The 19,052-nt window shown below is 59.4% G+C and carries 17 protein-coding genes; 6 read left to right on the top strand and 11 right to left on the bottom strand.

The window, feature by feature from the left end:
* Positions 1 to 86: 86 nt before the first annotated feature.
* The 9 genes from hflC to G5306_RS18095 form a co-directional block, all read right to left on the bottom strand.
* Positions 87 to 971, bottom strand: coding sequence for a protease modulator HflC (gene hflC, locus G5306_RS18135; protein ID WP_319919774.1), 885 nt, complete (start codon positions 969 to 971; stop codon positions 87 to 89).
* A gap of 3 nt (positions 972 to 974) precedes the next feature.
* The gene (gene hflK / locus G5306_RS18130; protein WP_319919773.1) at positions 975 to 2,123 is read right to left on the bottom strand and encodes an FtsH protease activity modulator HflK; all 1,149 of its coding nucleotides are present in this window, start codon (positions 2,121 to 2,123) and stop codon (positions 975 to 977) included.
* A 48-nt stretch (positions 2,124 to 2,171) separates the two neighbouring features.
* The gene (gene hflX / locus G5306_RS18125) at positions 2,172 to 3,458 is read right to left on the bottom strand and encodes a ribosome rescue GTPase HflX (protein ID WP_227341990.1); all 1,287 of its coding nucleotides are present in this window, start codon (positions 3,456 to 3,458) and stop codon (positions 2,172 to 2,174) included.
* A 63-nt stretch (positions 3,459 to 3,521) separates the two neighbouring features.
* Positions 3,522 to 3,785, bottom strand: coding sequence for an RNA chaperone Hfq (gene hfq / locus G5306_RS18120; RefSeq protein WP_005339045.1), 264 nt, complete (start codon positions 3,783 to 3,785; stop codon positions 3,522 to 3,524).
* A 72-nt stretch (positions 3,786 to 3,857) separates the two neighbouring features.
* The gene (gene miaA, locus G5306_RS18115; RefSeq protein WP_421313354.1) at positions 3,858 to 4,787 is read right to left on the bottom strand and encodes a tRNA (adenosine(37)-N6)-dimethylallyltransferase MiaA; all 930 of its coding nucleotides are present in this window, start codon (positions 4,785 to 4,787) and stop codon (positions 3,858 to 3,860) included.
* On the bottom strand, positions 4,777 to 6,648 hold the full coding sequence (gene mutL, locus G5306_RS18110; protein ID WP_088870084.1) for a DNA mismatch repair endonuclease MutL: 1,872 nt from the start codon (positions 6,646 to 6,648) through the stop codon (positions 4,777 to 4,779). The genes miaA and mutL overlap by 11 nt, the downstream gene beginning before the upstream one ends.
* Positions 6,649 to 7,038: 390 nt before the next feature.
* Positions 7,039 to 8,730: an N-acetylmuramoyl-L-alanine amidase gene (locus G5306_RS18105; RefSeq protein ID WP_227341988.1), complete on the bottom strand. Its 1,692-nt coding sequence runs from the start codon at positions 8,728 to 8,730 to the stop codon at positions 7,039 to 7,041.
* A gap of 23 nt (positions 8,731 to 8,753) precedes the next feature.
* A complete protein-coding gene (gene tsaE, locus G5306_RS18100) occupies positions 8,754 to 9,227 on the bottom strand; it encodes a tRNA (adenosine(37)-N6)-threonylcarbamoyltransferase complex ATPase subunit type 1 TsaE (RefSeq protein WP_227341987.1) in 474 nt (157 codons plus the stop codon).
* 10 nt (positions 9,228 to 9,237) lie between these two features.
* Positions 9,238 to 10,749: an NAD(P)H-hydrate dehydratase gene (locus G5306_RS18095; RefSeq protein ID WP_227341986.1), complete on the bottom strand. Its 1,512-nt coding sequence runs from the start codon at positions 10,747 to 10,749 to the stop codon at positions 9,238 to 9,240.
* A gap of 60 nt (positions 10,750 to 10,809) precedes the next feature.
* Here G5306_RS18095 and queG point away from each other — a divergent pair, with 60 nt between their 5' ends.
* Both queG and ppgK read left to right on the top strand, forming a co-directional pair.
* The gene (queG, locus tag G5306_RS18090) at positions 10,810 to 11,964 is read left to right on the top strand and encodes a tRNA epoxyqueuosine(34) reductase QueG (RefSeq protein ID WP_064338721.1); all 1,155 of its coding nucleotides are present in this window, start codon (positions 10,810 to 10,812) and stop codon (positions 11,962 to 11,964) included.
* A 111-nt stretch (positions 11,965 to 12,075) separates the two neighbouring features.
* Positions 12,076 to 12,816 carry a polyphosphate--glucose phosphotransferase gene (ppgK, locus tag G5306_RS18085; protein ID WP_421313351.1) on the top strand — a complete coding sequence of 247 codons (741 nt, stop codon included), beginning with the start codon at positions 12,076 to 12,078 and terminating at the stop codon, positions 12,814 to 12,816.
* 105 nt (positions 12,817 to 12,921) lie between these two features.
* Here the strand turns inward: ppgK and G5306_RS18080 are convergent, their stop codons facing one another.
* Positions 12,922 to 13,377, bottom strand: a complete 456-nt coding sequence (locus tag G5306_RS18080) for a hypothetical protein (protein ID WP_043822996.1) — start codon at positions 13,375 to 13,377, stop codon at positions 12,922 to 12,924.
* A gap of 505 nt (positions 13,378 to 13,882) precedes the next feature.
* Here G5306_RS18080 and metN point away from each other — a divergent pair.
* The 4 genes from metN (at position 13,883) to rfaH (ending at position 16,983) form a co-directional block, all read left to right on the top strand.
* Positions 13,883 to 14,926, top strand: a complete 1,044-nt coding sequence (gene metN / locus G5306_RS18075; protein ID WP_005341087.1) for a methionine ABC transporter ATP-binding protein MetN — start codon at positions 13,883 to 13,885, stop codon at positions 14,924 to 14,926.
* Positions 14,907 to 15,560 (top strand): methionine ABC transporter permease, encoded by a 654-nt coding sequence (locus tag G5306_RS18070; protein ID WP_005339070.1) that lies wholly within the window; start codon positions 14,907 to 14,909, stop codon positions 15,558 to 15,560. Before metN ends, G5306_RS18070 begins: the two co-directional genes overlap by 20 nt.
* A 25-nt stretch (positions 15,561 to 15,585) precedes the next feature.
* A complete protein-coding gene (gene metQ / locus G5306_RS18065) occupies positions 15,586 to 16,386 on the top strand; it encodes a methionine ABC transporter substrate-binding lipoprotein MetQ (RefSeq protein WP_005339072.1) in 801 nt (266 codons plus the stop codon).
* A gap of 96 nt (positions 16,387 to 16,482) precedes the next feature.
* A complete protein-coding gene (rfaH, locus tag G5306_RS18060) occupies positions 16,483 to 16,983 on the top strand; it encodes a transcription/translation regulatory transformer protein RfaH (protein WP_005339074.1) in 501 nt (166 codons plus the stop codon).
* A gap of 53 nt (positions 16,984 to 17,036) precedes the next feature.
* On the opposite strand, the gene G5306_RS18055 is transcribed toward rfaH, so the two are convergent.
* Positions 17,037 to 19,013 carry a HAMP domain-containing methyl-accepting chemotaxis protein gene (locus tag G5306_RS18055; RefSeq protein WP_421313349.1) on the bottom strand — a complete coding sequence of 659 codons (1,977 nt, stop codon included), beginning with the start codon at positions 19,011 to 19,013 and terminating at the stop codon, positions 17,037 to 17,039.
* Positions 19,014 to 19,052 lie beyond the last annotated feature (39 nt).

Below are 19,052 nucleotides of genomic sequence, written 5' to 3'. Positions count from 1 at the left end.
CCAGCCCCTCGGGTCAACGGCTGGCATTGGCACCAAAAACAAAAGGGTCTGACAATGCAGACCCTTTGAATGTGACCTCGTGGCGATTACTGCTTGGTGCCTTCAGGAGACTTGAAGTAACGGAAAAACTCGCTATCCGGCTTGAGCACCATCAGGTCATTGCCACCGGCGAAGCTCTTGCGATAGGCCTCCATACTGCGCACGAAGCTGAAAAACTCGGGGTCTTTCTTGTAGCTGTCAGCATAGATTTTGGCGGCTTCCGCATCCCCTTCACCGCGCAGTTGACGAGCGTTACTCTCTGCATCAGCGATCATCACGGTCACTTTGCGATCGATATCGGCCCGCAGGATCTCGGCCTGCTCACGCCCCTGGGAGCGATGCTCACGGGCCACGGCAGTACGCTCGGCCCGCATCCGCTGGTAAATGGAGTTGGACACTTCCACCGGCAGGTTGATCTGCTTGATCCGCACATCCACCACCTTGATGCCGAGCTCGGAGGAGCGCGCCATCTTCATCAGAGCATCTTCCATCACGGTACTGCGTTCACCGGAGACGATATCCTTGATGGTACGATTACCGATCTCGGAGCGCAGACCGTTGTTGATTTTGCGCTTGAGCAGATCCTCGGCCTGCAACTTGTTGCCACCACCGGTTGCCAAGTAGTACTTGGAGAAGTCCTCGATCTTCCATTTCACATAGGAATCGATGATCAGGTCTTTCTTCTCGGAGGTGACAAAACGGTCAGCCTGGCTGTCGATGGTCTGGATGCGTGCATCCATTTTGCGAACCTGGTCGATGAGCGGCACCTTGAAGTGCAGGCCCGGTTCATAGAGGCGGGGTTCACCGGAGTCAACCCGCTTCACCTTGCCGAACTGCACCACAATCCCCTTCTGGCCTTCATCAACGATAAAGACAGAGGAGAAGCAGACCATGGCCGCGACAGCGATTGCACCAATAGCTAGCTTTTTCATCTATCAGTTTCTCCCTGAGCTGAAGCGGTCACCGCTACGCAGCGGCGTCGGAGTGGAGTTGGCGCCCTCGTTGGAAGCTGGCGTGGACTCGATGGTCGGCGCAGCAGCTGGACGCCCCTGCTGGACGCTCGCCTGCTTGCCAGCCAACTTGTCGAGCGGCAGATAGATCATGCTGTTGTTGCCAGCCGGCATGTCGACCACCACTTTATTGGCCTGCTGATAGAGCTCTTCCATGGTCTCCAGGTAGATACGATTGCGTGTCAGATCGGGCGCAGCTTGATACTGGGGCAGCAGCTCGTTGAAGCGGGCCACTTCACCCTGGGCTTTCAGCACAATCTGGGACTTGTAGGCTTCCGCCTCCTGCTCCAGACGCTTGACCTGACCACGGGCCTTCGGCTCGACTTCACGGGCATAGGCTTCGGCCTCGCGGATGAAGCGTTGCTCATCTTCCTGAGCGGCAATGGCGTCATCAAACGCATCCTTCACCTCTTCCGGCGGACGAGCCGGCAAGAAGTTGACGTCGACGATCTGCAGACCCATCTGGTAAGGCTCGATGATGCCATCGATCACCTGCCAGGTCTCCTGACGCACCTTCTCACGACCGGTGGTCAGCACGTCGTCCATCTTGGTGTGGCCCACAACATAACGCAGGGCACTGTCGGTGGCCTGACTCAGGCTCTCGTCAGCATTCGTTACGCTAAACAGATACTGCTCGGGGTTGACGACACGGTACTGCACGTCCATCTCGACCCGCACCACGTTTTCATCCTGAGTCAGCATGAAACCGGAAGCAGGCAGCGAGCGCACGGACTCGACATCCACAGGGATCACCTTGTCGATAAAGGTGGGATTCCAGCGCAGACCCGGCTCGACAATATGGGAAAACTTGCCAAACCGCAGCACTGCACCACGTTCCGCTTCACGAATGGTGTAGAAGCCGCTGACAACCCACACCACCACAGCGATCACCAGTGCGATGGAGATACCAAAGCGACCGACATCACCACCGGATGTGCCACCACCAAACAGGCCCCCGAAGCGACGGCTCATCTTGCGCAGCATTTCGTCCAGATCAGGGGGTCCCTGATTCTTGCCGTTGTTCCCCCAAGGGTCACGGTCTTTGCCGTTGTTACCAGGCTCATTCCAAGCCATCAGCGTCTCCATTAATACTTGCGGATGGATATCACCTCTATCAGAACATCAATGTCTGATAAAGCGTTGTAAACTCTCACCTTCCTGCTTTACGAGGCGGTTCCAGTCGGCCACTTGCAAGCGGACTTCCAGCACGAAATCTCCCTCCTCGCTAAAGCCTTCCTGCTCAATGCCCTTCAACTGATAAAGCGCACTGCGCAATCTTGCTGCCGAGGGTGGCAACTGCAGGGTGTGGTGCACCATGGAGCCGGCCAGCAGTTCAGTCAGCGCCGTAAACAGATGCTCACAACCTTCACCAGTCTGAGCCGACAGCCAGACGCGCACTGGGCGCCCCTCGTCATCTCGCTCCAGACCAGCAGGACGATCCGCCAGCTTGTCGATCTTGTTGCAGATCATCAGCTGAGGCCTGTCGTCAGCTTCAATTTCGGCCAGCACCTGCTGCACGGAGTCGATATTCTCCTGCATCTGCTCATCGGCACAGTCCACCACATGCAGCAGCAGATCCGCTTCGCGGGTCTCCTGCAGGGTCGCTTTGAAAGCCGCGACCAGATCATGAGGCAAGTGCCGAATAAATCCAACCGTGTCAGCCAAAATCACATCACCCACATCCCGGATCACCAGTTTTCGCAGGGTCGGGTCCAGTGTTGCGAACAACTGGTCGGCAGCATACACGCTGGCAGCTGTAAGTTGGTTGAACAAAGTGGATTTTCCGGCGTTTGTGTAACCAACCAGAGAAACTGTCGGTACTTCGTTGCGGTTGCGGGCACGACGTCCCTGCTCCCGCTGCTTGGCTACCTTGTCGAGCCGGCGCAAAATCGCCTTGATGCGTTCCCGCAGCAGACGTCGGTCAGTTTCAAGCTGGGTTTCACCCGGACCACGCAGACCGATCCCGCCCTTTTGACGCTCAAGGTGGGTCCAGCCTCGCACCAGGCGAGTGGAAAGGTGGCGTAACTGGGCCAGTTCGACCTGCAGTTTACCTTCATGGGTTCGGGCGCGCTGGGCGAAGATGTCGAGGATCAGACCGGTTCTGTCCACCACCCGGCACTGGAACAGACGTTCCAGATTTCGTTCCTGGGCAGGAGTCAGGGCATGGTTGAAGATCACCACATCCGCATCCAGCATCTGGACCTGGGACGCGATCTCTTCAGCCTTGCCGCTGCCGACAAAAAATTTGGCACTGGGCGCACTACGACTGGTGGTGATGACCGCCAGCGCATTTACACCGGCAGAACTCACCAACATCTTGAGCTCTTCCAGATCCTCCCGCTCACCCTCATCACTGAAGTTGACATGCACCAGAACGGCCTGTTCGCCAGCTTCATAACGGTCAAACAAGCGCTTGCTCCTTAACAGGAATCATGATGAATCTGAGTTGGCGAGTCGACTCGCCCAGGGATATCACGCCTCGGCATCACCCTGTTCATCAGCCGCGCCACCCGGAGTGGGCTGGTGATGATTGACGGCACGGGCCGGTACGACAGTCGAGATGGCGTGCTTGTAAACCATCTGGCTCACGGTGTTTTTCAGCAGGATAACAAACTGGTCAAAAGACTCGATCTGACCTTGCAGTTTGATGCCGTTCACCAAATAGATAGAAACAGGAATCCGCTCACGGCGCAGCGCATTCAAAAACGGGTCTTGGAGAGATTGCCCCTTAGCCATTTTTCTTTTCCTTATAGTTTGTTGTTTTTAAACACCGAATATCAATATAACAACCTGATTATACAGGGAGTGTCAAGCCGCACCAGCGCGAGCAAGCACGAGGTCAAGATTGCCAGACTCACCAGATTCCAACCAGGTCACGTCGGGCCAGCCGCGCAACCAGGTCATCTGTCGTTTTGCCAATTGGCGTGTGGCAACAATGCCACGATAACGCATCTCATCATACCCCACTTCACCGCACAGGTAGTCCCACATTTGGCGATAACCCACACAGCGAATGGAGGGGAGATCCGGGGTCAGATCGCCGCGTGCCATCAGCGCACGGACCTCCTGTTCAAAGCCACCTTGCAGCATCTTGTCAAAGCGCTGTTCGATACGCTGATGCAGCAAGGCACGATCGCTCGGGGCGATGGCAAACTGCAGCACCCGATAGGGCAAGCCCTCCCCCTGCACCTGCGTCAGCTCGGTAAGGGTCTTGCCGCTGATGCGGTAGACCTCCAGCGCCCGAGAGAGTCGCTGCGGGTCATTAGGGTGGATCCGCGCCCCAGCCACCGGGTCGATGCGCACCAGCTCATCGTGCAGCGCCTGCCAACCGAGGCGGGCAGCCTCTTCCTCAATCCCGGCTCGAATGGCGGGATCGGCGGAGGGCAGCGGGGACAATCCCTCCAGCAGCGCCTTGAAATAGAGCATGGTGCCGCCCACCAGCAGCGGAATGCGGCCACGGTCGGCGATCTCTTTCATCTCCCGCAGGGCATCCTTGCAAAAATCGGCTGCCGAATAGCTCATGGCGGGGTCAAGAATGTCGATCAGCCGGTGCGGGGCACGTGCCAGTTCATCGGCGGTCGGCTTGGCCGTACCTATATCCATGCCGCGATAGATCAGCGCCGAATCGACGCTGATGATGTCGCAGGGCAGCGCCTGGCACAGTTCAATGGCGAGATCCGTCTTGCCGGAGGCCGTCGGCCCCATCAGAAAAATTGCGGTCGGCAAGTCACTCGCCATGTTCAAACTCCTCCAGCACGGTCGCCAGCGAAAGGGGGCGCACCATGCGAATGTCTGCCAGTTGGTCACTGAAATCAGTCACAAGCTCCGTCAGCAGACGACTGGCAGTTGAAAAATCGTATATCTTCTCGCGGCTTATCCCCTGCTCCACCAGCCATTGGCATAATACTTCAGCCTGCTGACCAGCATCACTGTCAGATCCGCCCTCGATAATTTGCAGCAATTCGGGTAACAGACGCACCAGATCAGTCTGGCGCAGCAGAGCCGGCACCCGAGTCAGGATCATGGTGTCGCGCCCCCCGCTTTTCAACTCCAGCCCCATCCGTTTCAGCAAACGTTCCTGCTCGGTCACCAGCGCGATCAAATTCTTCGGCAATTTGAAGGAGACCGGCAGCAACAGTGGCTGGGCCGCCAGTCCCTGGCCCCAGGTCTCCAGCAGCCAGTGGCGCAGCAGCACCCGCTCGGCGCGCACCAGCGAGAGCAGCGCCAGCTGATTATCCCGCTCGATCAACAGGTAGGCCTGATCCACCAGTGTCAGGGCACGACATCCCCCCTGTTTGGGTGACGGCACTGTGTCGGTGGACTGTGCGGGAGCAGCCTCAGCCGCAGTTGCGATAGGCAGCGTAGTGAGCAGAGCGCCCATGCCGCGCATCGCCTCCCGGCTTGGGGGCTCGGGCGGTTGATAATTGCTGGCTCGGCCAGCCCCACCGCCCCCCTCCCGCACCTGTGCAGGTGCCCGGTAGCTGTGCTCGGCACCGTACCATTCGGGACGTGGCGCCTGACCGGGATATTCAATCTGCGGACTGACCGGCAACTCGACCAGGGTTTCGGCCAGCGGCGCGTCCTGATGAGCGGCGCTGACTCCTTCGCGGCGCAGCGCAGTAAACAGCGCCTGAAAGATAAAGTCGTGGATCAGCCGCGCCTGATGGAAGCGCACCTCATGCTTGGCCGGATGAACGTTGACATCCACCTGACGGGGATCCAGCTCGATATAGAGCACATAAGCAGCGAAGCGATCGGGAGGCAGCAACTCGTCATAGGCCTGACGGATGGCGTGGTTGATGAGCTTGTCGCGCATCATCCGGCCGTTGACATAGGTGTATTGCAGGTCGTTCTGCGGTCTTGCCCCCTCCGGGGTCGCCAGCCAGCCCCACAACCGCACGTCGCTATGCTCGCTCTCCACCGCCAGCGCATGGTGCATGAAGGGGGTGCCGCAAACGGCGGCGAGACGTCGCTCCTGCTCCGGCACGGTATTGGCGGCCTTGTACTGGCGCACCACCTTGCCATTGTGGCGCAGGATCAGGGTGGCATCGAAGCGGGAGAGCGCGATGCGGCGCACCAGCTCGTCAATATGGGCAAACTCGGTCTTTTCGCTGCGCATGAATTTGCGCCGCGCGGGTGTATTAAAGAAGAGATCCACGACCTCCACCGTGGTGCCCACCGGATGGGCCGCAGGCTTGATGGTGACGCTCATCTCGCGCCCTTCCGCCTGGGCTTGCCAGGCTTCGGACTGCTCGGCGGTGCGGGAGGTGAAGGTGAGACGGGAGACAGAGCTGATGGAGGCGAGCGCCTCGCCACGAAAACCGAGGCTGTTGATCCCTTCCAGATCATCCAGCGTGGCCACCTTGGAGGTTGCATGACGCGACAGCGCAAGTACCAGCTCATCTTTGGCGACACCGCAGCCGTTGTCACGGATGCGGATCAGCTTGGCGCCCCCCTTGTCGATGTCGATCTCGACCCGGTCGGCCCCCGCATCCAGGCTGTTTTCCACCAGCTCTTTCACCACAGAAGAGGGCCGCTCCACCACCTCTCCGGCTGCAATCTGGTTGGCCAGAATGGGTGGCAAAATACGGATCGGCATCATTTACTCCTGAATTTCAATCTTGCGGATAGAGAGCCGTTCCACCACCTCTCCACCAACCGGAATCTGGTTGGCCAAGATAGGGGGCAATATACGGATCGGCATCACTTACTCCTGAATTTCAATCTTGTGGATAGAGAGCCGCTCCACCACCTCTCCACCAACCGGAATCTGGTTGGCCAGAATCGGGGGGTAATATACGGATCGGCATCACTTGCTCCTGAATTTCAATCTTGCGGATAGAGAGCCGCTCCACCACCTCTCCACCAACCGGAATCTGGTTGGCCAGAATCGGGGGGTAATATACGGATCGGCATCACTTGCTCCTGAATTTCAATCTTGCTGATGGTATTGGCTAACAGCGAGAGCGGTATCACCCGCTCCCGCGCGTCAGTTTTGCGGAATGTAGAGCACCTGCCCTACCTGAATATTCCGCGATTTGAGCTTGTTGATCTCTACCAGTCGCGCCTGACTCACCCCATGCTTCTCGGCAAGGCGGGAGAGACTCTCCCCCCGCTTGACCACATGGCGGATCATCTGCGACTTGTCATCACTGCGAACGGGGGCGGCAGCGCGGCTCTGCCCCTGCTGGGGAATATAGATGGTCTGACCAATCTGAATATCCCGGCTGCGCAGCTGGTTGATCTCTACCAAAGTGGATTGACTCACTCCATGCTTCTCGGCAAGGCGAGAGAGACTCTCGCCACGTTTGACCACATGGCGGAGCATCCGAGATTTGTCATAGTCGCCCACATTGCTAACCGGCGCACCAGAATCTTGCGCAGCCTCCGAATAGGGCTTGATCACCCCGGCACCTGAACCGGTCGCAGCCGCGCCGTCACGTACTGTCGCTGGCATCTTATTGGTCACCACCGGCTGCGACTGCACTGGCTTGGGCTGGCTCACCGGCTGCGAAGCTACCGGTGCAGAGCGAGTGGTCGCGGCAGGCCTGCTCGCCTGTCCCTTGCCGGTCAACATGGCTCCCTTGGTCGGGTGGGCGCGGTAGTAGTTGCGGATCCCCTCGAAAATGGCGCGGGCCAGCTGATCCTGATAGCTTGAGGTAGCCAGCAGCTTCTCTTCCGCATGGTTGGAGATAAAGCCGGTTTCGACCAGCACCGAGGGAATATCCGGCGCCTTCAGCACAGCCAGACTGGCATGCTCCGGGGCCTTCTTGTGCAGTCGGGCAACCTTGCCCAATGAGCGCAGGATCTGACGGCTGACGTCGTAGCCTTCGGCACGGGACTTGTCCATGGAAAGGTCTAGGAAAGTTTGCGCCAGATAGGGATTGGGATCGGATTCCGCCAACACCTTGCCGACCCCGCCCAGCAGCTCGCCCTGCTTCTCCTGCTTCTCCAGCCAGCTGCCCATCTCGCGGTTGGCACGGTTGGTCGAGAGGACCCAGACAGAGGCGCCGCGCGGAGTGGAGTTATGGAAGCTGTCCGCATGGACCGACACCAGCAGATCCGCCTTGGCCTTGCGGGCAATCTCGGAACGCTTGTTGAGGTCGACGAAATAGTCGCCACGACGGGTCAGCACGGCGCGCATCCCCGGCTCGCGGTCGATCAGCGCCGCCAGCTTCTGGGAGACTGCCAGCGTAACTCGCTTCTCATAGGTACGACGCGGACCGATGGAGCCCGGGTCTTCCCCACCGTGGCCCGGGTCGATGGCAATCACCACCCCCCTGCCCTTGCCACCGACGGGCGTGGATTGCACCGCAGCCGCCGAGCGCTTCTCTTCATAAGGCAGATCGATCACCAGACGGTGACCATAGGGCCCGGCTGGTGCCAGCGGAAAGACCACCGGCTTGATGGAGGAGCTGAGATCAAGCACCAGCCGCAGGCCCCCCTTCTCCAGCGGAGTGCTCTCACGTATCTTGCGCACCAGCTCGCTGTTGTTCTCGACCCGGGCCAGATTGGTGGCATTGCTCGCCCCTTTCAGATCGATCACCAATCTATCGGGGCCAGCCAGGGTGAAGTAGTTGTAGTTGGGGGCACTGCTCATATCGAGCACCACCCGGGTGTTATCCGGTGATGGCCAGATTCGCACACTCTTGAGCTGATTCGCCCAGGAGGGTAACGCCATCAAAGAGAGAGCAATAACAAGGATCAAGCGCACGTAGATGACAACCGTTCCAGAATGGCTTCGCCAATAGCAGTGCGGGCCTCTATCAGAGCCTCGCGCTGCTCGCCTACATAAGTAAGGGTAATTTCAAGGTCAGGAGCCGGTAACCAGCCCTCGCCCTTCTCGGACCACTCCACCAGACAGAGAGTATTGGCGGCAAAATAGTCCCGAATGCCCATGAACTCCAGCTCTTCCGGATCAGCCAGACGATAGAGATCGAAGTGATAGACCTGCCAGCCATCGAGCTCATAGGGCTCGACCAGGGTATAGGTCGGGCTTTTTACCTTGCCCTGATGGCCAAGGCCCTGCACCCAGCCGCGGGTCAGAGTGGTTTTACCAGCACCAAGCGTGCCATGCAAAAACACTGTGGTCGCCTGCTGGCAGGCCTGTGCCAGACGGCCACCCAGTGCCACGGTTGCTGCCTCGTCCGGCAGTGTCATCATCAACTGTTTTGCCATGTTCTTCTTTTTAACTTGTAATGGTGTCGGGATTAACCAGTTTGCGGATCAGCGGCAGCAGATCTGACGCCAGCATGCCCCGCTCGCCGTCAGCGGCGGCCTGATCTGCAGCCTCGCCGTGGATCACGGCGCCCAGCCAGCTTGCCATGGTGGCAGACCAGCCCTGGGCCAAAAGGGCGGCGATTATACCAGATAACAGATCGCCCATGCCGCCACTTGCCATGCCGGGATTGCCTTCACAACAGAGAGCGACCCGCTCGCCGTCATAAATAAGTGTTCCCGCCCCTTTTAACAACACCACACCGCCATAACGCCGCTGCAGCGCCTGCACGGCGGCAAACCGGTCGGTTTCAATCTCGGCAATGGTGCATCCCAGCAGGCGCGCCGCTTCGCCGGGATGGGGCGTGAGCACCCAATTATCCTGATGGCGGGGAGATTGCGCCAGCCAATTCAATCCATCGGCGTCCAAAACCAGTGGCAACCGACCGGTGAGATAACGGGTGATTTGCGCGCTTCCCCACTCATCCTGACCGAGGCCGGGGCCGATGACCCGCACCGACGCCCACCCCTCGTCATCAGCGCTGGTGAGACTCATCAGTTCGGGTTGATAGAGGCTGACCGGCGGATGTTCCGGATGCTGACACACCCGCACCAGCCCGGCCCCCGCCCGCAGGCAGGCGCGGGCCGCCAGCACGATGGCCCCCTGCATGCCGCGATTGCCCCCCACCAGCAGCACCTTGCCATAAGAGCCCTTGTGGGAAGCACGAGGGCGCGGGGTCAGCTGCGTGCTCAGCTGCGGATAATCGATACGCCAGGCGGCGGGCAACATAACGTCATCCGGCGTGACGCCAAGGGGATCACAGTCGAGCAGGCCAACGCAATCCACCCCGTCGCCGGTGAGCATCCCCTGCTTGATACCGATAAAGGTGAGGGTGTGAGTGGCCTGCACCACGGCCCCCATGGCACGGCCGGTATCGCCGTTGAGGCCGGAGGGGAGATCCACCGCCAGCACGGGCACAGCCAAGCCATTGATTGTTGCGACGATCTTTGTCAGTAGTGGCGAGAGGGGCATGTTGACGCCGGTGCCAAGCAGGGCATCGACCACCAGATCCGGGGTGGAGTGCTGGTCCCCATCAAACCGCTCGGCCAGCCAGACCCTGCCACCGGCCGCCAACCACTCATCGGCGGCCTGTTTGGCATCCCCCTTCAGCTGGTCGGGTGCTCTGGCGGCAATCACCACCACCTCGATGCCAATCTGGCGGGCAAGGCGGGCCAGCACATAGCCATCACCGCCGTTATTACCGGGGCCGACGAAAATCCACCAGCAGCGACTGTCGGGCCAATGCAGGGTGGCATAGGTGCGCAGCGCAGCACCGGCTCGCTCCATCAGAGCATAGAGAGGTTGCCCCTCACGCGCGGCCCAGTTGCGCTCCAGTGCGCGGATCTGTTCAGTCTGCCACAGCCCCTGTGGTAAACTGCCCCCCTCTTTTGTGCCCAACGCGCCCCTGATGATCTCTACCATGACGGCTCCCGCCTCTTATCAATCGACCCACGCCAGCAAACGCCGGCCAGGCCAAGCCGCATGAGCGCACCTGACTTCCACCAGCTGGCCCACGATATCAAGCTCTGGGCACGGGAGCTAGGTTTTGACCAGGCGGGCATCACCGACACCGACCTGCGTATCGAAGAGCCGAGATTGCAGGCTTGGCTGGATGCGGGCTATCACGGCAGCATGGATTACATGGCGCGCCACGGCATGATGCGCGCGCGCGCCCACGAGCTGCTGCCGGGCACGGTGCGAGTGTTGTCGGTGCGGATGAACTACCTGCCGTTCGAGGCGGGTTTTGCCGCCACCCTGCGCGATCCGACCCTCGGCTATATCAGCCGCTATGCTCTCGGTCGCGACTACCACAAGGTGCTGCGCAACAGGCTCAAACAGCTGGGTGATCGCATCGAAGCGCGCTGTGCCGAGCTGTTTCAAGGCACTGAAGAGACCTTGGGTGAGTGGCGCCCCTTCGTCGACTCCGCCCCCATCCTCGAGCGGCCACTGGCAGCCAAGGCGGGCCTAGGCTGGGTTGGCAAACACTCACTGCTGCTCAACGAATCAGCCGGCTCCTTCTTCTTTCTCGGTGAGCTGTTGCTCAACCTGCCGCTGCCGCTCGACCAGCCAGTGGAGAAGGAGCAGTGTGGCAAGTGCGTCGCCTGCATCAACATCTGCCCGACCGGCGCCATTGTCGCCCCCTATGTGGTGGATGGCCGCCGCTGCATCTCCTATCTCACCATTGAGAATGACGGCCCAATTCCGGAAGAGTTCAGGCCCTTGATGGGCAACCGCATCTACGGCTGCGACGACTGCCAGCTTATCTGCCCCTGGAATCGCTACGCCGATGCCAGCCCGGAACCCGATTTTAGCCCCCGCCCCAGCCTGCACCGACCGCCCCTGCTGGCGCTGTGGTGCTGGAGCGAGAGCGATTTCCTCAAACAAACCGAGGGGAGCCCGATCCGCCGCATCGGCTATCAACGCTGGCGCCGCAATCTGGCAGTCGCCCTGGGCAATGGCCCGGCGACCCCCGAGGTGATCGCAGCCCTGCAACTGGGGCTGACCACAGCCGAGCCCATGGTAGCCGAACATATCGAATGGGCGCTGACCACCCTTGCCCGGCGTCAGGATGAAGAGAACAAGAAGACCCGTTTGCTGATCCGCTGCATCGAAAAAGGTCTGTCGGATCACGCATAAGTGATCTGCCCCTTGCCGGATTGCAGCACTTTTTTCATGCTCTGCCGACCTGCAGTGCCCATAACAGCGTGGTCACTGCAAACTGGTCGGCACACAACAAGGACAACACAGATGCAAATGTTGGGAGTGGATATTGGAGGCTCAGGGATCAAGGGCTGTCTGGTCGATACCAAAACCGGCGAATTGATTGGCGAGCGCCATCGCATTGCCACACCGCAACCGGCCACCCCAGCCGCCATCGCCCATACCCTCAAGGCGCTGGTCGAACACTTCGACTGGAAAGGACCGGTGGGCTGCGGCTTTCCCGCCACCATCCACAACGGGGTTGCCAAGAGTGCCGCCAACATCGACAAGAGCTGGATCGAATCCGATGCCGAACATCTGTTTTCCGATGTCACCGGCAAGCCCTGCTATGTGCTGAATGATGCCGATGCCGCCGGTCTGGCCGAGATGCGCTTTGGCGCTGGCAAGGATCGCAAGGGGGTCATCATCCTCATCACGGTCGGCACCGGCATCGGCACCGCCATCTTCGTCAACGGCCATCTGCTGCCCAACACCGAGCTGGGCCATCTGATGCTGGAAGGGATGGTCGCCGAGCACTACTGCTCCGATGCGGCGCGCAAACGGGAAGATCTCTCCTGGAACCGCTGGGGCAAGCGCTTCAACAAGTATCTGGCGCGCCTCGAGTTTCTCTTCTCCCCCGATCTCTTCATTCTGGGGGGCGGCAGCGCAGCCAAGCTGGATAAGTTTGTCGATCGTATCGAGACCCGGGCGCCGCTTATTCCGGCGGCCAGCCTCAATCAGGCAGGCATTATCGGGGCCGCCCTCTACGCGGCCGAGCAGCAGGGCTGACTCAGGCTCACTGCAAATCAGCAGATATCCAATGGAAAGGGCTCGGCACTGCTGCCGGGCCCTTTTGTTTTGCGGCCATCTTGCGTGTTTGGTGCTTATCACCCGCTACATGTCGTCGAGTCGATGCACCCCGTGCACCAGCCGAGTCAGGCGGGTCTGCTCCAGCCCGGCCAGATTCTCGAGCAAAGCGGTGGTGGCCGGAGTCGGGCACTCCCGGGCCAGATGACTCAGCTCGCCCACCAGCTGCTCTTCCCAGCGGCATACCTGAGTGACGATATCCTGAGTCTGGACTGATGCCGGCAGCTCGAAGCGGGTAATGGCAGGCAGCATATCCTCGCTGAAACTCTGGTTCAGCCAGGTCTCCCTGACCGCTTCTCCCAGCTGAGCGGCATATTCGTGCAGATGGGCACTGGCCGCATCCTCACGCCCTTGCAGATAGACCAGCAACATCCGGCTGCGTTCGCTGTCCACCTGACTGGTCAAACGCCCGTAACAAAGCCCGAGCTGGTGATGAACCTGTTCAAGATAGTGCAGCAACTCTTTGATCTGTTGGAATCTCATCGCACTGCCCTCCATGCTTGTCGACATCATCAGTATAAAAAACCGGCGCCACCGACCCAATCCCTATCCGAGCCCCCCTTGCGCTGCATCAAGGTTGACGCCGACAAAGTGGCGATCAGGTGAGCCTGTCACGAATAGGGAACGATTTGTGCAGCAATTTGTGCAACGATGGAGGAACATTAAGCTCGACAGCAGATGTGAACAGAAACGGGCTGGCACACTAATAAAACCAGCATATACCCGATATAAACCATCTTTAATTCGGTTATCTGCCGCAGGGACGAAACAGGATCTGGCAGAGCAACACTACCATCCTGATTGTTATCCGCCTGACAGAAATCCTTATCAGTTTTTTAGACGTCTAGACGTAAAAACATGCGTTGACATGGCCATCCAGACATCTTAGCATCATCCTCCATGATGACAGAGTAACCCAGTGGAACCTCTGCCCAATTTCCCCGCCTGTAGCGCCCTGTGCTTTAAGGCTGTTAGCACGGAAGAATCCATGATTAAGTTGATCGGTCTCAACAAAGTCTACGGTACAGGCAGTGACGCCGTGCACGCCCTGCGTGATGTGAGTCTGCATGTACCCCAAGGCAAAATTTTCGGGGTGATCGGTGCCTCAGGTGCCGGCAAGAGTACCCTCATTCGTTGTGTCAACCTGCTGGAGCGCCCGACAGAGGGTCAAGTCATCGTTGATGGCCAGGATCTGGTCGCCCTGAGCGAACGGGATCTGACCCAGGCTCGCCGCCAGATCGGGATGATTTTCCAGCACTTCAACCTGCTTGCCTCCCGCACCGTGTTTGCCAACATCGCCTTTCCGCTGGAGCTGGCAGGCTGGAGCAAAGAGAAGATCCAGCAACGGGTTGCCGAGCTGCTGGCGCTGGTCGGGCTGGAAGCCCGTGCCCAGGCCTATCCGTCCGAGCTTTCCGGCGGTCAGAAACAGCGCGTCGCGATTGCCCGCGCACTGGCACCGGCCCCCAAGGTACTGCTTTGTGACGAGGCCACCTCAGCCCTCGACCCACAGACCACCCGCTCGATCCTGACCCTGCTCAAGGAGATCAACGTCAAGCTGGGGCTCACCATCCTGCTCATCACCCACGAGATGGATGTGGTGAAGGGGATCTGTGACGAAGTGGCCATCATCAGCGACGGCCGTCTGATCGAACAGGGCGAAGTGGCCTGGTTCTTCAGCAATGCCAAGACCCAGCTGGCTCGTGACTTCATCCACTCCACCATCCATCTGGAGGTACCGCAGGAGTATCAGGATCGGATGAGTGCGGAGCGGGTGCCGGGCAGCTACCCGCTGGTGAAGCTCGGCTTTACCGGCAGCACGGTCGATACGCCGCTGATTTCCGAGGCGAGCCGCCGTTTCAATATCGACATCAGCATTCTGAGCGCAGACATCGAATACGCCGGTGGCGTCAAATTCGGTTTCCTGCTGGCCGAGCTGTTCGGGGATGAAGCCCAGTGCGAGGCGACCCAGCAGTTTCTCATCGACAACCACATTCAGCTGGAGGTAATGGGTTATGTCCGAAGCCATGATTAATCTGCTCATCACGGCCCTGGGCGACACCCTGATCATGGTGTTTGCCTCCGCTCTGTTCGGCTGCCTGCTGGGTCTGCCGCTCGGCGTAGCACTGCATGTGACCAAGGCTGGCCAGATCCTGGCCAACCCCTTGCTCAACCGTACTCTGGGTATGGTAGTCAACGTGGGTCGCTCGGTGCCCTTTATCATCCTGCTGGTCGCCATCATTCCGCTAACCCGGCTGATTGTCGGCACCAGTATCGGCACCATCGCCGCCATCGTGCCGCTGACTGTCGGCTGCATCCCTTTCATTGCTCGTCTGGTGGAAGGGGCCCTGATGGAGGTGCCGGACGGCCTGCTGGAAGCGGCCAAGGCGATGGGCGCCAAGCCGCTGCAAATTATCACCAAGGTGCTGCTGCCCGAGGCTCTGCCCGGCATCCTCAACAGCGTCACCATTACCCTCGTCACTCTGGTGAACTACTCGGCCATGGCCGGGGCCATCGGTGGCGGTGGTCTGGGGGATGTGGGTATTCGTTATGGTTATCAGCGCTTTGACCCAACCGTCATGCTGGTGACCGTGGTTATCCTGGTAGTACTGGTTCAACTTATCCAGAGCGCGGGTGAGCGCCTGGTCAACAAATGTGATCATCGTTAATCGTCGATTTCTGACAGGAGGTTTTATGAAATTTGGCATCAAATCCGTTGCGGCTGCCCTGCTGGCTGGTCTGGTTCTGGCCGGTTGCGGTCAAAAAGAAGAGAGCAAGGTTCTGAAAGTGGGCGCTATTGCCGGCCCCGAGACCGAACTGGTTGAAGTGGCTGCCAAGGTAGCCAAAGAGAAATACGGTCTGACAGTCGAGGTGGTCAACTTCTCCGACTACGTCACCCCGAACGTAGCGCTGAACGATGGCAGCATCGACGTCAACGCCTTCCAGCACAAACCCTATCTGGATGCACAGGTGCGTGATCGCGGCTTCAAGCTGGTGCCGGTTGGCAACACCTTCGTCTACCCGATTGCCGGTTACTCGAAGAAGATCAAGGCGCTGAGCGAACTGCAAGATGGCGCCCAGATCGCGGTACCGAACGATCCGACCAACCTGGGTCGCTCCCTGATCCTGCTGGCCAAACAGGGTCTGATCACCCTGAAGGATGGTGCCGGTCTGGAAGCGACCGTACTGGATATCGCCAGCAACCCGCGTAACTTCAAGATTGTGGAACTGGAAGCAGCCCAACTGCCGCGCTCGCTGGAAGATGTGGATCTCGCTATCATCAACAACACCTTCGCCGGTCAGATTGGTCTGACACCGACCGAGAACGGCCTGTTTGTTGAGGACAAAGAGTCCCCCTACGTCAACCTGATCGTCGCCCGCGACAACAACAAGGATGACGAGAAGGTCAAACAGTTCGTACAAGCTTTCCAGACCGATGATGTCTACAAGAAAGGTCTCGAGCTGTTCAAAGGCGGCTTAGTAAAAGGTTGGTAATTGCTCACTCGGCAAAAAAGGCCACGCAATGCGTGGCCTTTTTTATTGGCGCCGCTATCATATCCGCGAGCACGGCAACACGAACATACTCATAACATGAAAAAATGGTATCTGGCCTACTGCAAGCCAAAAGAAGAGGCCCGCGCCCGCGCCCACCTCGATGCCCAGGGTATCGAATCCTATTACCCCATGGTGGAGATTGAGAAGCTGCGCCGGGGCAAGCGAGTTCCGGTACGGGAACCCATGTTCCCCAACTACCTGTTTATCTTTGTCGATTTGGAAGAGGTGACACCGGTCACCCTGAAATCGACCCGCGGCATCAGCAGAATCATCCACTTTGGCAGTGAATGGACCCCCATCAGCAGCAAGCTGGTCTATCAGCTGATGAGCCGCGATGACAGCGACGAGGCGAGAGCCAGCTACGCCAGCCTGCCCTGCTCGGGCGACAAGGTGCTGATTGAAGAGGGGCCGCTTGCCGGCTTCGAAGCCATCTATATGGAGCCGGATGGAGAGAAACGTGCGATTTTGCTGGTCAGCCTGCTCAACCGGGAGACCACCAGCAGCTTCGACAACCACACCTTCAGACGTCTGGACTAAATCCACGGGCCAGACGGCACGATAAATCGCAATGGCGGGATGATCCCGCCATCTCACGCGTCAAGATCAAAGCGGGCGATGACCGCCTTCAGCTTGCCGGTATCGCCAGCCAGTCTGGCTACGATCTCCTCCCCCTGCTGACTGCGCAGACAGGATTGCCGACTGAGCGCAGCAATGTCATCGACCGTTCCGGCTACCTCGGCGGCCACCCGCGACTGCTGCTCGGTTGCCACCGAAATGGCCTGCAGCTGGCCCGACAGCGAGTGCACCAGCTCGTTCATGGCACTCAGGGTATCGGTCACCAATCCAACGGCATCCCGCCCCTGCTCCACCAGCCGGGTGCCGCTGCTGACGGTACTCACCGTCTGGCGAGTCTGCCGAGAGATGGCTGCAATAGTCTGGCTGATCTCGGCGGTTGATTGATGGGTGCGGGTCGCCAGCTGGCGCACCTCGTCGGCCACCACCGCAAAACCTCGCCCCTGCTCGCCTGCCCGCGCCGCTTCTATCGCCGCATTGAGTGCCAGCAGATTGGTCTGCTCGGCTATAGTGGCGATCACCTCGGTGATCTGCCCCACCTGTTCACTCTGATGCTCCAGCAGCCCCATGGCCTCGTTGGCCTGTCCAATCATGGCGGCAATCTGCTGCATGGTATCGCTCATTCGTGCCAGCGCGGCCTCTCCCTGACGGGTCTGCTGCCGCACCTGATGGGCACCATCCGCCACACCGGCAATGTTACCAGCCACATCACGAGCACTCACCGACATCTGATCGATAGCCGCAGCCACCGCATCTACCCGCTGATCCTGTTCCGTCAGATCCGCCACTATGGCTCTGGTAGTGCTGCCCACATCGAGACAGGCCACCTCGACCTGCCCCACAGCCCCCTGCAACTCCCCGACCAGATGATGTAACTGGGCAGACATCCGGTTGATGGAACCGGTCAAGTCTCCCAACTCATCCTGCCCTGTGATTGGCAAGGGCTCGGCCGCCAGCCGGCCATCCGCAACCTGCCCCGCCCGGGTCACCAGACAGGCAATGTCACGGGTCAGACGACGACTAAAGAGCCAGGCGACTACCATGCCAAGCACGATGGCGCTGCCGGTGGCCAACAGCAGTGTCTGGTTGATGGCCCTCCCGGCTCCGGTCATCTGCGCCGAAATCTGATCCACCTCGGCGCGGGTTTTATTCACCTGCTGGACCAGCTGCTCGCTGAGGCTGGACTGCATCGGCTCGATGTCGGTGGCCATCAGGTAGTTGGCCTGATCCCAATCCGGCGCCTGGCGCTTCTCGATCACCTGCCCCACCAGCTCGGAGAAGGGGGTAGCCATCTCTTCAAACAGCTGCCAGAGACTGCGCTGGGTCTCGGTAAAGAGCGCGGCTTGCTGTTTCACCTCAGCCACTCGCTGCTGGTGAAACTGGTAGTAATCCTGATATTTGCTGCGGTATTCGGGATCGCCTGAGATAAGAAAATCCCGCAGGGCGGAGAGGGAATTGGCGAGGCTGTTGTAGGCATCTCCCACCTGTTTGAGCAACATGCGGCGATCGCCCGCGAGTTGATCCTGCGGAGTGCCAACTTCTTCATTGGCAAAGGATTGCAGCTGATCGAGCGCCGCCTCTGCCAGCGGACCCGCCTCCTGCAACATCAGGGTATGAGCGGGCAGATTCTCTTCGCTCTGGGCTATGGTCCACACCTTCTCCTGATGGCTTTTGAAGGTCTCGAGAGACTTGGCGAGCGCCGGGCTGAAGGCCTGATGGGCGATGGCCTGCCAGGCCGACTCCCACTCCAGCTTGAGGCGGGAAGCCTGAGCCGGATCCTTGCCGAGGATCAGATAGCCACGCAGGGCAGAAACGGTGGCCACCAGTGCTTTCTGGCTCGCCTCATCCCGCTGCAGAGCGGGCAGCGCCTGCTCCAACAGGGTGTGTTGGGCCTGATTGATCTGGGTCAGCCGGTAATAGACCAGCGCGGAGGAGAGCAGGATCAGCAGGTTGATAAAACCGAAGCTGAGCAGCAACTTGCTTGAGATTTTCATGAACATCCTTGTTCAAACGGAGGGATCAAGCCAACAGAA

The organism is Aeromonas sp. 603404 (assembly GCF_049171775.1).
Classification (GTDB): Bacteria; Pseudomonadota; Gammaproteobacteria; order Enterobacterales; family Aeromonadaceae; genus Aeromonas; species Aeromonas veronii_A.
This window is presented reverse-complemented; position numbering and strand designations above follow the sequence as displayed.